This window comes from Peribacillus sp. NPDC058002 (assembly GCF_042886655.1).
Lineage (GTDB): Bacteria > Bacillota > Bacilli > Bacillales > DSM-1321 > Peribacillus > Peribacillus aracenensis.
In genome coordinates, this window is record NZ_JBHVQU010000003.1 from 56,356 (window position 1) to 72,058 (window position 15,703).

Consider the following 15,703-nt stretch of genomic DNA (forward strand, 5'->3'; position numbering starts at 1 on the left):
GGGATTTATATGCTTGGTTTAGCAAAAGGTTTAACCTATACATTAAAGAACTTGACGAGGAAAAAAGTGACCTATGACTACCCGAATGAGCCGCTTCCGCTCCCTGACCGATTCCGAGGAATCCAAAAATTCTATCCTGAAAAGTGTATTGTATGCAATCAATGCGTGACGATTTGTCCAACTGATTGTATTCAATTAACCGGTAAGAAACATCCGGACCCATCGAAAAAAGGGAAAATCATCGATACGTATGACATCAATTTCGAGATTTGCATTTTATGTGATTTATGTACGGAGGTCTGCCCTACAGAAGCGATAGTGATGACGAACCAATTCGAGCTGGCCGAGTATAGCCGTGATCATCTATTTAAAAATCTGGAATGGCTGGATGAAAATGATGAAAATATCCGGAAGGTGAATAAAGTATGAGTTTGTCGGGTGAATTAATTGCCTTTATTGGTTTGGCACTCGTCGCGATATTAGGCGGGGTGCTGCTGATTACGTTAACAAAAGTGGTGCACATGGTAATTGCACTTGTTTTTACTTTCTTGGGCATTGCAGGCCTTTATATGTTGCTTTCCGCCGAGTTTGTCGCCATTGTCCAAATCCTTATTTATTCAGGGGCAATCACGATCGTGATGCTATTCGGGATTATGCTGACAAAGCACCAGGAAAATGATGCACCCGCTAAAGGGGGCTGGGGGAAATTCTCCGTGCTCGCAGCGGTTGCTGGATTCGCCGTGGCGGTTTATCTGGGGATTTATAATCTGGATATACCTGTACAGCCAACGGCCTTGCATGAGGAAAATACAAAGCAAATAGGAATCGAAATTTTTTCAAAATATGTGATTCCATTTGAAGTGATGTCGGTACTCCTGCTTGTTGCTTTAGTCGGTGCCATCGTATTGGCTAAAAAAGATGATGAGGAGGGAGAGCGATCATGACGGGAGTTCCCTTGTCGGCTTACCTTGTATTGGCACTCGTTTTATTTTGTATAGGGCTGTATGGGGCCTTGACGAAAAGAAATGCGGTCATTGTTTTGATTTCAATCGAGCTGATGCTGAACGCCGCGAATATCAATTTAGTTGCCTTCAGTAAATTCGGGGTAACGCCATCCATTACGGGTCAAGTTTTTTCCTTATTCACGATTACGATAGCAGCGGCCGAGGCTGCTGTAGGGCTGGCTATACTAATGTCCCTTTATCGCAATCGGAAGACGGTCAATGTCGATGAAATGGAAATAATGAAGAATTGAAGGTTTATATAAATGAAGAAGGGGATTTGATACGATGATGGAGCACGCATGGCTCATACCGATCTTTCCACTCGTCACGTTTCTGGTTCTGCTTCTATCAGGCGGGCGGTTGCGGGAACGAGGGGCTATTATAGGAATAATATGTACATTGGCTTCGTTTGTTTTATCGTTGCTTGTCCTGTTAGAACGATTTAAAGAACCTACGTATAATATATCGATAGACTGGCTTTCCTTCGGAGGGACGCAACTTACAGCCGGATTCGAGATCAATCAGCTTAATGCCTTGATGCTTGTGATCGTTTCCCTTGTCAGCCTGCTTGTCCAGATATATTCGCAGGGGTATATGAAGGGTGAAGTGCGATTCTCCATTTTTTATGCTTATCTGGGCTTCTTCACCTTTGCCATGCTTGGTCTAGTCATGGCACCTAATTTATTACAGCTTTATATCTTCTGGGAATTGGTCGGGGTGGGTTCTTTCCTGCTCATCGGATTTTACTTTTATAAACTGGAAGCTAAGGCTGCAGCGAAGAAGGCATTCATCATGACCAGGATTGGGGATGTAGGGCTCTTAATCGGCATCATTCTTCTATTCTGGGAAACAGGCAGCTTTGAATATGGAGAGATCTTTCAAGCTGTTCAAGCGGGCATGATATCAAGTGGAAAACTGACATTAATCGCTATTTTGATTTTTATCGGAGCGGTTGGGAAGTCTGGACAATTTCCACTTCACACATGGCTTCCGGATGCAATGGAAGGCCCGACTCCGGTTTCCGCATTGATACACGCAGCAACGATGGTTGCTGCAGGGGTTTACCTGGTAGCGGCCATGTTTCCGTTATTCATGGCTAGTTCTGCTGCGATACAGGTCGTCGCAATAACAGGTGGAATTACAGCCATATTTGCCGCAAGCATTGCCATAGTGCAAAAGGATGTTAAGCGTGTATTGGCCTACTCGACAATCTCCCAGCTTGGTTTTATGATGCTTGCTTTGGGTACTTCGGGATATGTGGCCGGGGTGTTTCATTTAATGACCCATGCCTTTTTTAAAGCATTGCTGTTTTTGGCTGCAGGCAGTGTTATTCACGCCATACATACACAGGATATGGAAAAGATGGGCGGCTTATGGGGTAAGTTGAATTGGACTGGGCCGCTGTTCTTGACTGGCACTTTGGCGATATCCGGGTTTCCATTGCTCTCGGGTTTTTTCAGTAAAGATGAAATTCTGATGGCCGCCTGGGAGAATGGTAGTTATATATTGTTTGGTCTAGCGGTGGTTACCTCCTTTTTAACTGCGTTTTATATGTTCCGGCTGTTTTTCATGATATTTGCAGGCGATTCGCGCAGTCAAGTCAAACAGGTCAAGGAGTCACCTTCCATCATGTTAATTCCGATGCTCGCATTGGCCTTTCTTGCTATAATCGGTGGGTATATCCAAACACCATGGTTTGGAACCTTCCTTGGGGAGTGGCTTGTGGAGGGAAATGAATCTCTTCTAGGCGCCAGCCATAGTGAGGGGCCTGTTTGGGTCATGTTGATGGCCGTGATTGTATCGCTGGCCGGGATATGCCTTGCTTATATGATATATGCTAAAAAGACATTACCTCGGGAGTGGCTTGTCAAAGAAAACTCCGGGGTCTATAGGGTTTTGGAAAATAAGTATTATATTGATGAGATTTACCATTTTACTGCAGGTTATGCAATCAAAGGCTTTAGTTTATTCCTATCTTATATTGAAAGGTTCATTGTCGGTGGCCTGGTTTCCACTGTAACAAGTTCAATAGAAGGGTTGGGGAAAATTGGGTCTAAACTGCAAACGGGACAGGTACAGCAATATGGCATGATAGCCTTTCTGGGTCTTGCGGTACTGTTGGTGATTTATGCAGTGACTGGGGGGTATCTAAGATGAATGTCTATTTGCTCTCGCTATTAGTGTTTTCACCGCTGCTGGGCATAGTGATGGTTGCCCTCATGCCGAAAAATGAGGAAAGAACGATTAAACAATTTGGCTTTTTCGGAACACTGCCTCCCCTTTTCCTATCGTTCTTTCTATGCAGCCAATATTATTCGGGTGTGGCCCTATCCGAATTTGACATTAAATTGAATTGGATCAGGTTTGGGAACTTGGAGATGTATGATCCCAAACTCTTCACGGTTGACTTTGAGTTGGGGCTGGATGGCTTAAGCCTCATCTTCATATTACTGACAACAATCATTTCATCTCTGGCCGCAATCGCGTCCATTTATATAAAAAAAGATTGGAAAGGGTATTATTTGTTATTTTTGATCCTGGAGATCGGAATGCTCGGTGTCTTCACGGCAGAAAATTTGATCCTTTTTTTCATCTTTTTTGAAATGACATTGATTCCAGCTTTCTTTTTAATTGGTAGATGGGGCTTTCTGGAGAGGGAAAAAGCTTCTTATAGTTTTCTGATTTATAATGGCATTGGTTCGGCCGTTTTATTGGTGGCCATTTTGATTTTGTTTGCCAGGACAGGTACGACTAACATTGCGGCATTGACACAGATGATGACAATGGGCGGTGTTTCGCTTTTTGCACCCATATCCGGTTCGATGAAATATGGTTTATGTCTCGCCTTTCTCGTTGCATTTGCGATAAAGCTGCCCGTCTTTCCCTTTCACAGCTGGATGGTGCGGGTCCATGCAGAAGCTCCTCCATCCATAGTCATGATACATGCGGGTGTCCTATTGAAAATAGGGGCATACGGAATCATCCGGTTCGGAATGGGGATATTTCCGGAACAATATAAAAGCTTGGCCTTTACCATTGTCCTGTTTGGGGTCATCAGTTTTTTGTATGGTGCATTTCTAGCGTTGGTACAAACGGATTTCAAGCTCGTTTTAGCCTACTCGTCCATCTCACATATGGGTATCGTCATGATGGGGCTGGGAGCCTTGAATGAAGCGGGCATTCAGGGAGCCACTTTTCAAGTCATCTCACACGGGCTAATTGCCGCTTTGTTGTTTTTCCTGGTGGGAGTGTTGTATGAGCGGACGGGAACGACGATGCTTCCTAAGCTTGGGGGCTTGGCCAAGTCGATGCCGATTTTTTCAGGGTTCATGTTAGCCAGTGGGCTGGCTTCACTCGGTTTGCCTGGCATGTCCGGCTTCATCAGCGAATTCATGGTATTTCTTGGTTTATTCAAAAGTCAGCCGTTGCTTGCGGCAATAGGGGTGATCGGTCTGGTATTAACCGCTGTTTATGTACTGAGGGCGGTCATGCTGATGACTTTCGGGAAAAATGATAGCTTGATAGAAACAGAGAAACGGGACCTTAGGGGCTGGGAGTTTTTGCCTGCATTGGTTCTTCTCGGTTTGATAATAACTGTTGGGGTATACCCAAATTTGTTAGGCCGGCCTCTTCAAGGAACGATTGAAGCCATGATGCTAGCTCTAGGGGGGCGATGAAGGATGGATTGGAACACGATGCTTTCTTATGATTGGGGAGCGATGATGCCGGAATTCATCATCCTAGGAACGGCCATGTTTCTTTCGATATTGGATTTATTTTGGCCGAAGCACTTTAATCGGAGAAAACTGGCATGGCTTGCGTTAACCGGAATCATTTTGGCCTGTTTGTCACTGATTAGCCTGCTATCCTTTGAGACAGTCAGTATCTTATCCGATACGTTTCGTTTAGATTCATTTGCAAAAGCTTTTAAGTTGCTGCTTTTATTCGGAGCGGCCCTAATCATCCTTCTGGCTGAAGGATATGAACCGCAAGAGGGGCTGCGGGAGCACCGGGGGGAATTTTATTATCTGTTCCTGACCGCTTTGCTTGGAGCGATGGTCATGTCCTCAAGCGGTGATTTGATAACACTGTTCGTTGGACTGGAACTTCTTTCACTCTCATCTTATATATTGGTCGGAATACGGAAGCATGATCGGAAGTCCAATGAAGCGTCCATGAAGTATGTGATAAACGGAGGCATTTCCACAGCGATAACTTTATTCGGAATGAGCTATTTATATGGAGTGACCGGTTCCGTCAATCTAGGTGAAATGAGCCGGACGATGGCTGCAATGACGGACGGCCAGCTGCAATACATTATGGGACTCGCTTTCTTCATGGTATTTGTCGGTGTATCCTTCAAGATAGCTGCCGCCCCATTTCATATGTGGGCGCCGGATGTCTATGAGGGGGCACCGACACCGGTCACAGCCTTTTTGAGTGTAATTTCGAAAATGGCGGGTTTCATCATCATCCTGCGCATTTTTCTCTCGTTGTACCTAACAGCTTCCGGTGATATGTTCGGAGCGCTCGACTTTTTGGAAAAAAATAATATCTATATAGCTTCATTGGCGGGACTGACGATCATCATTGGAAATGTGGTTGCGTTAAGGCAGCAAAATTTAAAACGATTGTTCGCCTATTCAAGCATCGCCCATGCGGGTTACCTGCTTGTAGCGGTGGCAACATTGGGCGGGGGATATTTCCTGCTGGATACAGTCTGGTTTTATCTAATGGCTTATATATTGATGAATATAGGTGTATTTGCAGTCATTCAGCTGCTCTCCAGTCAAAGTGGGTCAGAAGATATTAGCATTCTTGCAGGATTGGGGAGGAAATCACCGTATCTTGCCATGGCATTCACCGTATTTATCCTGGCACTTGCTGGAATTCCCGGGACGACAGGTTTCATTGGCAAACTCAATATTTTTCTAGGAACATTCATAACGGAGCCTGGACATTTTGTCCTTGCTGGAATCATGATTGCTGGAACCATTGTTTCCTATGTGTATTATTTCGGATTATTGGTGCAGGTCTTTTTCCGACCCATTCATTCGGAGAAGATTATTAACATCCGTCCGGGTCTTTACGCCGTGTTGATCATTTGCGTGATAGGCACCATTCTTTTCGGGGTGGCACCAAATATTGCCTTTGAGTTTATTCATGATCAATTTGGTGAATTTACAGACTTTATTTCGAGTAAATGATATAATGCCTGTATCAGAGGCTTGTTCCATTGGATCAAGCCTCTATTTACAGTTTTAAAAAGATATTTTGCAATTCTTCCTTTTAAATTCCAAATATGCAGGGGTTTTGTGTTAGAATATAATTTGGGTGTCTTTTAGGAGGTATGTACATGTTTTCAGCCATGGGACAGCAGGCTTTAACAGGAATTATTGCACACTTGTTTTTCATCGCAGTTACCTGGTGGGCTTTACAGGCATTACATTTTGATAAAATGCTAAGATCCAATTCGGTCATCAAGGCCAGGGTTTTATATATTTTATTAACGGTTGCCATCGGTTCAGCTGTAAGTAATTTCTTCCTCGACTACCTGGGATTTGCAAACCAACTCCCTTATATGTTTAGTAATGACTGATAAGCTGTAAGAGTTTTCTTATAGCAAAATATGATTCTACTCTTGTATTCGCTTTTGCTTCCTGCCAGTTTAAGGGGAAGTTGTCACCAATTGTCGGAAAACTTGAAGTATGATCTCTCTCCTTGTGGAAAGAATGTGTAAAAGGGGAGGGATTTAACATGTTTAATTTAAACAAAAAAATGTTAACATACATAGTATTTCTCGGTTTGACGGTGATTTTAATTGGGAATAGTACGATTGTGGCAGAAAGTAAACCAGATATAGTTAAAATGGTGGGACTGTTACAAAAAGATGAAGATTTGGACATAAGGGATTGGTCTGTACTCACTAGAGAAATAAATAAAGAGATTACAACTAAACAAGAGTTTGAAAGCGAAGTTACAGCTTTAAAACGAAAATACCCTCAATTTCAATGGCACCGGAAAGATGATGCTTCCGGCTGGAAGGCTGAGGCGTTAACTTACAATGTCGATTCAGGTCTGACCGAGTCTATCAAAATAATGACAACGGAAGAGAAATTTGATAAAGTTACCTATGTCATTTACGAAGTGGAGGGGAAAGAGTGGAAAGAAGCCAATGCGGCATTTTTTACTGCTACGTTCCAAAACAGGGTGAATGACCTATTTATAGGAACTCCTTCAATTTTTTCTTGTATTAAAGGGTCTATCAATGATAATATGGATTCGGTTTTAAACTCTAAAACTGAAGACCTGTTAGATATGTTCCAAGCAAGGGAAATTGAGAGTGTGCATGAAACAAACTTTACATCTATATCTGCACATTCAACATTGTTTAAACAACAATTGACAAAAGAAAAATTAAATTTGCAGTTTGGGCTACGGACAGAAGGAATGGGTGACCAAACGAACTTTGTAGTTGGCACACCAATCATAACGTTTGAATATTAATATAGAGAAAATGGACGCGGAGGGGAATACTTTTGGAAAAAATCATCGTCCGCGGCGGAAAAAGGCTTAGCGGGACAGTTAAAGTAGAAGGTGCTAAAAACGCCGTTTTGCCAGTTATCGCTGCAACATTATTAGCAAGTGATGGGAAAAGTATCATTAAAGATGTTCCTACGCTCTCCGATGTATATACAATCAATGAAGTATTGCGCAACTTAAATGCAGATGTTGCCTTTCATGACAATCAAGTAACTGTAGATGCATCAAGAGAGTTATTAGAAGAAGCACCATTTGAATATGTACGTAAAATGAGAGCTTCCGTTTTAGTGATGGGCTCATTACTAGCAAGGAATGGCCGGGCCCGCGTTGCTCTTCCTGGTGGCTGTGCCATCGGATCACGTCCTATCGACCAGCATTTAAAGGGTTTTGAAGCGATGGGAGCAAAAGTGAAGGTCGGCAATGGTTTCATTGATGCCGAGGTAGAAGGCAGACTTAAGGGTGCAAGAGTGTATCTTGACTTCCCGAGTGTGGGTGCCACTGAAAACATCATGATGGCAGCAACACTTGCTGAGGGTATAACTATTCTTGAAAATGTGGCCAAAGAGCCTGAAATTGTAGATCTTGCGAATCTCCTTAATAAAATGGGTGCCAAAGTCAGAGGTGCCGGTACAGGTACGATGAGAATCGAGGGTGTCGATAAATTATATGGCACTGAACATACGATTATACCTGACCGTATCGAAGCTGGTACATTCATGACTGCGGCCGCTCTTACTGGCGGCAATGTTCTAGTTCAAGGAGCTGTACCTGAACACCTTACTTCCCTTATTGCTAAAATGGAGGAAATGGGCGTTAAAATTCTTGAAGAAGAAGATGGATTACGCGTTATCGGTCCAAAAACCTTAAAGGCCATTGATATTAAAACAATGCCGCATCCTGGTTTCCCGACAGATATGCAATCGCAAATGATGGCATTATTACTGCGTGCTGAAGGAACAAGTATGATTACGGAGACCGTTTTCGAAAACCGTTTCATGCATGTTGAGGAATTCCGTCGCATGAATGCCAATATTAAAATAGAAGGCCGTTCCGTAATCGTTAATGGACCAACTAACATTCAAGGAGCTGAAGTAGCTGCAACAGATTTACGTGCCGCAGCAGCTCTCATCCTGACTGGATTGGTTGCAGATGGCATTACACGTGTTACAGAACTGAAGCATCTTGACAGAGGGTACGTGAATTTCCATGGTAAATTGGCATCCCTAGGTGCAGATGTGGAACGTATTAACGAAGATGTACCTGCTGAAGCAAAAAAAATTGCAGATTTAAACGCATAAATAGCTTATAGAACCATTCACGTTCGAGTCATTGAACCGTGAATGGTTTTTTTTGTCTTGATCCGGATTCATCGGCTACAGTTAAATGGATGTCGTTTTTCTATTCATAAAAGCTTGTCCCCCGACATACATTTGTTATGTAAAGATACCTGCTGGATACGATTAAACACGGCAGAGAAAACAAGTGTAGGGAGGCTCAGGAATTTGAAAGCAATCAAACCGATGATCGTACTATTCATAGCAGTAGCGTTCGTAATTATCATGATTCCGGCAGTGCTTGTGCTTCCATTTTCAAATGATAAGACAAGCGGGCAGTTGACCGAACAATTAGAAAAGAAAGTAAAGAATGAGGGTAAAGAGGTAGCTGCAAATGAAATGAGTTCCGTAGAAGTTGCCGTTTACCGAACATCTGCAAAAAAGATTGAAAAACTGCCGATTGAATCGTACTTGACTGGTGTGGTTGCGGCTGAAATGCCTGCGGATTTTGAAGAAGAAGCGCTGAAGGCTCAAGCATTGACAGCGAGAACTTACATTGTCAATCAGCTTATAAGCGAAAGTCGGCTGGGCTTGCCGGATGGTGCCGATGTAAGCGATACGGTCATGCACCAAGTTTATAAGAATAATGATGAGCTGAAAAAACAGTGGGGCTCTGATTATAAATCGAAGATGCAAAAAATTAACAAGGCTATAAAAGAAACTTCGGGTCAAATTTTAACCTATGAAGGAAAACCGATTACTGCCACTTTTTTTTCGACCAGTAATGGCTACACGGAAAATTCCGAGGACTATTGGCAAGCTGATTATCCTTATTTAAAAAGTGTATCCAGTCCTTGGGATAAAGAAGAATCACCAAAATTTTATAATAAAGTTGTAGTGAATGCTGCCGATTTTGAAAAAAAACTGGGTGTAAGTCTTTCTTCGGGAACATCAATAGGGACTGTCATTGAAAGAACATCAGGTAATCGTGTAGGTGTAGTGGAAATCGCAGGAAAGAAAATGACAGGAAAACAGATTCGTGAGAAGCTCGGGCTGACATCATCCGATTTTGACTGGGAGCGTCAAGGCAACCAGATTGTCATCACGACAAAAGGATCCGGGCACGGAGTTGGAATGAGCCAATACGGTGCCAATGGCATGGCCAGGGAAGGTAAAACCTATGAAGACATCGTGAAATATTATTATAAAGGCGTCAAAGTTCAGTCTTCAAATAAGTGGCTGAATACGATGACAGCAAAAAAATGAGAGATGGGAATCCCCATCTCTCATTTTTTTGCACTAATTTTTTCTATAACGGTCAAAAAGCCCCGTTCACGCTTGAAATAATGATATTGGACATGAAAATAGACTGCAGCTACTCCTATGATATCTTTAATGACATCTATTAAGGTAGAGGAGCGGTATGGGACGAAGGATTGGTGGTATTCATCAATAACTCCGTAAAGGCAAGCCACAAGTGCCGCCAACAGGCTTAAACCAGGTTTCAGATTTTGGTTTGCAGCAAGGGCGGAAACTAATAATATATACAAAATGGCAAATTCGACCAGATGAAGTGCCTCTTTGATAAATCGGTCAATTGAGGATGAGGGAAGATCAAGAATCATATCATCGGGGTTGCTCGACATTATCCAAATGGCAATCATATATAGGAAAGGCAATAACGTTAACACAAATTTAAAAGCTTTTTTCATGATTTAAACATCCTTCAACTGTAAGATACCAAACATTTTACCATTCTACGAATAAAATCGGTTTCATTTCCACAAAATAAATCTAAAATATTTTTTTCCTGAATGTATATAATCTTAACAAAATGTTCAGAATGATTGCTGAGGTGATTAATATGAGAGAGGAAGAAAAGAAACCAACTTCCACAATCCGACGTATACTAAAACAACGTTGGGCATTATCAGCAATCTATATCGCAAGTGCAGCCATAATCTTAGCCGCGGCCTTCTTATTACAAAATAGTTTTAACGATTCAGCTAAAGATGGCAAAGAGGAATCAGCTGAAACAGGAAAAAACTATGGTGAGCCTTCTGTAGAGGTTAATAGTAATCTTGAGACAATCAAGATGCCTGTAGCCGATGCGAACAAAACGGTTATCAAGAAACAGTTTTATGATGTGAATGCGGATGAAAAAGCACAAGAAGAAGCATTGGTTTTCTACAACAATAGATATGAGCAAAACAAAGGTATAGACATTGCAATGGAAGATGGAAAGACTTTCGATGTAAAGGCTTCCTTAAGTGGAAATGTAACGAAAATTCAAGACGATGCGCTACTTGGAAATTTAGTTGAAGTAGAACATGAAGATGGCGTTGTTACCCGTTATCAATCTGTTAAAGACATTAAGGTTGCAGTCGGTGACAAAGTGAAACAAGGACAAGCAATTGCTACAGCTGGAAAAAGCCAAATCAATGAAGAGGCTGGCGTACATGTACACTTCGAAATCAGAAAAGATAACATTGCGTTAAACCCACTTGATTTTGTTGATAAACAAGCTTCTGCGATTCAATCGGCAACTGAAGCCGAAGGCAGTGAACTTGAAGATTCAGCTAATAAAGAAGAAAAACCTGCAGTCGAAGGTTCTGAAGCTGATAAAGAGGAAAAACCTGCAGTTGAAGAATCTGAAACTGGCACGGAGCAAGCTCCTGCAGTTGACGAAACTGACGAGAGCACTGATTTAGAGAGTGGCACTGATGAGGAAGGCTCTGTCCCTGGTGAAGATACAACTGAAGAAAGCGATTCCTTAAAAGATTCGTTGAATCAATCTAATTAAGATCAAGATTTTTAATAAAATCAAAACAAAAACCTAGAGCGTTACGAATGACAACAACTGAAAATTTGGTAAAAGGAAGCCGTTCACTTTGAACGGCTTCCTTTTTTTTCGAGGAAATATTGGCCAATATGCTGAAACCTTTGAATTTCTGACAAATTTCTCGGGAAATAATTTACGCTTAATGAAAATAAACAGATGAAAATCAGAAATAAATCCAAACCTCCTGTCCCATTAGGCATATATTCTTAACCAAGCTAATAAGATGTTATAAACCATGCAAAGAGAGTGTTTGAGGTGAGGAATCGTTTATTACAAATTATCTAATAGGTGAATAATTCTATCTTTCATTGTTTATAGGGCAGCGGTATTCGATTCGAAAAATACGAATCTCATTTCACACTTCTCACATCCAATTTGGGGAGGTCGAGTGGTGTGCACGATTACATCAAAGAAAGAACTATCAAGATAGGAAAGTATATCGTGGAAACTAGAAAAACAGTCCGCGTCATTGCAAAAGAGTTCGGAGTCTCTAAAAGCACGGTTCATAAAGACTTGACTGAGAGGCTGCCAGAAATTAATCCTGATTTGGCTAACGAAGTGAAGGATATATTGGATTATCATAAATCCATTCGCCACCTTAGAGGTGGAGAAGCGACAAAATTAAAATATAAACGTTCTGAAAGAGAAGAAGAAATCGTTAAATGATACTTGAATCATTCCGGCAATTGGAAGTGAATCGGGCAATCTGGGATAAGGGGGCATGAAAGTGAATGTCCATTTTTTTTCTTAACCTTGATTGCAGTTCCGTGCCGGGATTTTTTTTATGGGGAAATGCGAAATTTAGTACATAAGGCATCATTTTTTTTACATATTGGCAAAAAAGGGAATAATAGTATTTATTAGTGTTTATTTATAATTCATACTTACTTGTGTCAATGCAATATGGTAAAATAAACAATTAGGACAGAAGTAGGTTATATGTGAGGATATTCAAGGAGGATTTAAGAAATGTTTGCTAGAGATATTGGGATAGATCTTGGAACAGCCAATGTTCTTATACATGTCAAAGGTAAAGGAATTGTGTTAAATGAGCCTTCGGTAGTTGCGATTGATAAGAATACGAACCGTGTTCTTGCCGTCGGGGAAGAAGCTCGTAAAATGGTAGGCCGTACTCCAGGAAACATCATCGCAATCCGTCCTTTAAAAGACGGTGTCATTGCGGATTTTGATGTAACAGAATCAATGCTTAAGCATTTTATCAATACATTGAATGTGAAAGGCTTCCTTTCAAAGCCTAGAATTTTAATCTGTTGCCCGACCAACATAACAAGTGTCGAACAAAAAGCGATTAAAGAAGCGGCTGAAAAAAGCGGCGGAAAAAAAATATTCCTTGAAGAAGAACCAAAAGTGGCTGCAATCGGTGCCGGTATGGATATTTTTCAACCAAGCGGCAATATGGTCGTAGACATTGGCGGGGGTACAACGGATATTGCCGTTCTTTCAATGGGGGATATCGTTACATCTTCTTCAATTAAAATGGCCGGTGACAAATTCGATAATGAAATTTTAAATTATATCAAGCGGAAGTACAAGCTCCTTATTGGTGAGCGTACAGCGGAAAACATTAAAATCCAGGTTGCAACCGTATTCCCTGGATCCCGTAATGAAGTCATCGATATCCGTGGGCGCGATATGGTATCGGGATTGCCTAGAACCATTTCGGTCAACTCGGAAGAAATTGAGGAAGCTCTTCGCGAGCAGGTTTCCATCATTGTACAAGCTGCAAAAAGTGTGCTTGAGCGGACACCGCCAGAACTTTCTGCAGATATCATCGACCGCGGCGTCATTTTAACAGGCGGGGGAGCATTGCTTCACGGGATTGATTTACTTCTTGCTGAAGAACTTAAGGTCCCAGTACTCGTTGCCGAGCAGCCAATGGATTGTGTAGCAATCGGAACCGGTATCATGCTTGATAATATGGATAAATTGCCACGTCACAAATTCAACTAAAAAGCGGATGGAAAGCCGCACCATAAGATAGGGGTCTAAGGTTCAGACAAACGTGAGGCATAGTGAAAGTGCGTGCAGTTCTAGTACAGATGAGCAATAGGCCCTCTTCTTTTAGTCGAGAGTTTAACACCATTCCTTTAAATCTGACCTAGCCTACGATATAGGTAAATTCTTCTGCCTAATGCTGTCCCTTTCCTTAAGATACTGATGTTCATGACCGATAAGATAGATATGAGAAATTGAACGGGATAAGTTATGTAAATTGAGGAGTGAAGAAGATGTTAAGAGGTTTTTATACGGCTGCTTCCGGGATGCTTACACAGCAAAGGCGCACAGAATTGCTCACAAACAATATGTCCAACGCGAATACTACAGGATATAAAGCGGATCAAATGAGTATAAGGTCTTTTCCTGAAATGCTCATAAGCAACATAGGTGGTAAAACGGTTCCTACGGAGAGCAAATTGAGCATGTCTAACTTATCCCAGGTTGGAGGGCTCAGTACGGGTGTTTATGTACAGGAGGCAAATCCTTTATTTGTCCAGGGCACATTGGAGGAAACCCAGCTTAATACGGATATTTCCTTGGTCGATGAAAACCTTCCGATCAATGTTGAAACGGGTCGGCAGGGATCGGTTTTTTTTACTGTCCAGGATGATGATGGTGCTATCCGTTATACGCGTAACGGCAGCTTCACCCTGGATGGGCAAGGTTATCTGACTACGCCTGCCGGTCATTATGTATTGAACGAAAATAATGAAAAGATCCAGCTTGATAGCGATCAATTCACAGTAGCGGAAAACGGTGTTATTTTAGAAGGAAATGCTCAAACCGCACGTATGGGCATCGGTTATTCGGATGATCCGTCATTACAGCTCATGAAGGATGGGGAAGGCCTATACAAGGCTGCGAATGATGGGGATTTACCTAGTGCATATGCGGCTGCAGATGTCGGTTTTTCTACTAAGCAAGGCTTTCTTGAAGGCTCCAATGTTGACCAATCGAGAACGATGACAGAAATGATGTCTGCATACCGCTCTTTTGAAGCGAGTCAGAAGGTTCTTCAAGCCTATGATAAAAGTTTGGATAAAGCGGTCAATGAAGTTGGCAGGCTTTAATTGAACAGTAGGAAAAATGACTTTGGAAATTTGAACATGTAAGGGGAAAAACCATGAATCGTACGATGATGACTGCGACGAATACGCTAAACCAACTTCAAAGTAAAATCGACCAAATAGGTAATAATATCGCGAATGCGGACACGACTGCCTACAAAAAGACCCAAACGAGTTTCAATGACTTATTGACACAGAGCTTCAATAATCAACCGAGTGAGACCAAGGAAAAAGGAAGATTGACCACACCTGGCATCCGGCAAGGAACAGGGGCTATGATAAGCCAATCTCAATTGGTGCTTTCACAGGGAGCCTTAAAGACGACGGACCGCAACCTTGATGCTGCATTCACCCGCGATGACCAATTCTTCATAGTAAGCGTTCAAGATGATAATGGGGTCAATACAAGGCTTACAAGGGATGGGGCCTTTTATTTATCTCCTAATGCTAACGACCAAATGATGCTCGTTACCTCTGCTGGACATAAAGTCCTTGATGAAAATGGTGAACCGATCCTCATTGACGGAAACATTAAGGACATTAAGATTTCGGAAAATGGCTTATTGATAGTGGATACGGAAGAATATGGCGAAAAGAGATTTGGACTCGGAATCGTCTCGGTCAAGAAACCGCAATTTCTTGACCAGCTAGGCGGAAATTTACTTGGCCTGCCCAAAAACTTCAATGCCTTGGGTGTTAACAAAGACGAGATCATGACTGCATTAACAGGGGATTCCCGTAACAGGGCAGCAGTCCGTCAAGGGTCTCTGGAGTCATCAAATGTCGATCTTTCCAAAGAAATGACGGATCTAATCAATGTTCAACGGTCCTACCAATTTCAATCCCGGGCTGTAACGATGGCTGATCAAATGAGCGGATTGGTCAATGGAATCCGTTAAGGTTTCTGGTAAATAAAATGTCTCCCTGCGGAATTAGAGCAAATCGGTTATAATG

At 42.0% G+C, this 15,703-nt stretch carries 16 protein-coding genes; 15 read left to right on the plus strand and 1 reads right to left on the minus strand.

The annotated features are described in order from the left end of the window. Nucleotides 1-9 precede the first annotated feature (9 nt). The 10 genes from nuoI (at nt 10) to spoIID (ending at nt 10,087) form a co-directional block, all read left to right on the plus strand. On the plus strand, nt 10-429 hold the full coding sequence (nuoI, locus tag ACFVSH_RS01530) for an NADH-quinone oxidoreductase subunit NuoI (protein WP_048685828.1): 420 nt from the start codon (nt 10-12) through the stop codon (nt 427-429). Further along, complete coding sequence (locus ACFVSH_RS01535; protein WP_387601326.1) at nt 426-944, plus strand: NADH-quinone oxidoreductase subunit J; 519 nt, start codon at nt 426-428, stop codon at nt 942-944. The genes nuoI and ACFVSH_RS01535 overlap by 4 nt, the downstream gene beginning before the upstream one ends. After that, on the plus strand, nt 941-1,255 hold the full coding sequence (gene nuoK, locus ACFVSH_RS01540) for an NADH-quinone oxidoreductase subunit NuoK (protein WP_098371643.1): 315 nt from the start codon (nt 941-943) through the stop codon (nt 1,253-1,255). The genes ACFVSH_RS01535 and nuoK overlap by 4 nt, the downstream gene beginning before the upstream one ends. 34 nt (nt 1,256-1,289) lie before the next feature. Beyond that, complete coding sequence (gene nuoL / locus ACFVSH_RS01545) at nt 1,290-3,161, plus strand: NADH-quinone oxidoreductase subunit L (protein ID WP_387704443.1); 1,872 nt, start codon at nt 1,290-1,292, stop codon at nt 3,159-3,161. Continuing rightward, on the plus strand, nt 3,158-4,681 hold the full coding sequence (locus ACFVSH_RS01550) for an NADH-quinone oxidoreductase subunit M (RefSeq protein ID WP_387704445.1): 1,524 nt from the start codon (nt 3,158-3,160) through the stop codon (nt 4,679-4,681). Before nuoL ends, ACFVSH_RS01550 begins: the two co-directional genes overlap by 4 nt. Before the next feature lie 3 nt (nt 4,682-4,684). Next, nucleotides 4,685-6,211 (plus strand): NADH-quinone oxidoreductase subunit NuoN, encoded by a 1,527-nt coding sequence (nuoN, locus tag ACFVSH_RS01555; RefSeq protein ID WP_387601317.1) that lies wholly within the window; start codon nt 4,685-4,687, stop codon nt 6,209-6,211. 149 nt (nt 6,212-6,360) lie between these two features. Continuing rightward, on the plus strand, nt 6,361-6,603 hold the full coding sequence (locus ACFVSH_RS01560; RefSeq protein ID WP_192207241.1) for a DUF1146 family protein: 243 nt from the start codon (nt 6,361-6,363) through the stop codon (nt 6,601-6,603). Between the two features lie 158 nt (nt 6,604-6,761). Then, the gene (locus ACFVSH_RS01565) at nt 6,762-7,511 is read left to right on the plus strand and encodes a YwmB family TATA-box binding protein (RefSeq protein WP_387601313.1); all 750 of its coding nucleotides are present in this window, start codon (nt 6,762-6,764) and stop codon (nt 7,509-7,511) included. Between the two features lie 32 nt (nt 7,512-7,543). Beyond that, nucleotides 7,544-8,845, plus strand: a complete 1,302-nt coding sequence (gene murA / locus ACFVSH_RS01570) for a UDP-N-acetylglucosamine 1-carboxyvinyltransferase (RefSeq protein WP_260286858.1) — start codon at nt 7,544-7,546, stop codon at nt 8,843-8,845. Between the two features lie 204 nt (nt 8,846-9,049). Next, nucleotides 9,050-10,087 (plus strand): stage II sporulation protein D, encoded by a 1,038-nt coding sequence (gene spoIID / locus ACFVSH_RS01575; protein WP_387704447.1) that lies wholly within the window; start codon nt 9,050-9,052, stop codon nt 10,085-10,087. Nucleotides 10,088-10,107: 20 nt separating this feature from the next. Here spoIID and ACFVSH_RS01580 read toward each other — a convergent pair whose 3' ends face one another. Beyond that, nucleotides 10,108-10,533 carry a VanZ family protein gene (locus tag ACFVSH_RS01580; RefSeq protein ID WP_387601307.1) on the minus strand — a complete coding sequence of 142 codons (426 nt, stop codon included), beginning with the start codon at nt 10,531-10,533 and terminating at the stop codon, nt 10,108-10,110. A gap of 152 nt (nt 10,534-10,685) precedes the next feature. Between ACFVSH_RS01580 and spoIIQ the strand changes: the two genes are divergently transcribed. The 5 genes from spoIIQ to ACFVSH_RS01605 all read left to right on the plus strand — a co-directional run bounded on the left by spoIIQ (nt 10,686) and on the right by ACFVSH_RS01605 (nt 15,648). Further along, entirely contained in the window at nt 10,686-11,624 is a 939-nt protein-coding gene (spoIIQ, locus tag ACFVSH_RS01585; RefSeq protein WP_387704449.1) for a stage II sporulation protein SpoIIQ, read from the plus strand. Nucleotides 11,625-12,056: 432 nt separating this feature from the next. Further along, nucleotides 12,057-12,329: a sporulation transcriptional regulator SpoIIID gene (spoIIID, locus tag ACFVSH_RS01590; protein ID WP_034315767.1), complete on the plus strand. Its 273-nt coding sequence runs from the start codon at nt 12,057-12,059 to the stop codon at nt 12,327-12,329. 303 nt (nt 12,330-12,632) lie between these two features. Continuing rightward, nucleotides 12,633-13,634 carry a rod shape-determining protein gene (gene mreB, locus ACFVSH_RS01595; protein WP_260286845.1) on the plus strand — a complete coding sequence of 334 codons (1,002 nt, stop codon included), beginning with the start codon at nt 12,633-12,635 and terminating at the stop codon, nt 13,632-13,634. 278 nt (nt 13,635-13,912) lie between these two features. Further along, a complete protein-coding gene (locus ACFVSH_RS01600) occupies nt 13,913-14,752 on the plus strand; it encodes a flagellar hook-basal body protein (RefSeq protein ID WP_387704451.1) in 840 nt (279 codons plus the stop codon). Nucleotides 14,753-14,805: 53 nt separating this feature from the next. Beyond that, nucleotides 14,806-15,648: a flagellar hook-basal body protein gene (locus tag ACFVSH_RS01605; protein WP_387704453.1), complete on the plus strand. Its 843-nt coding sequence runs from the start codon at nt 14,806-14,808 to the stop codon at nt 15,646-15,648. Nucleotides 15,649-15,703: the final 55 nt, after the last annotated feature.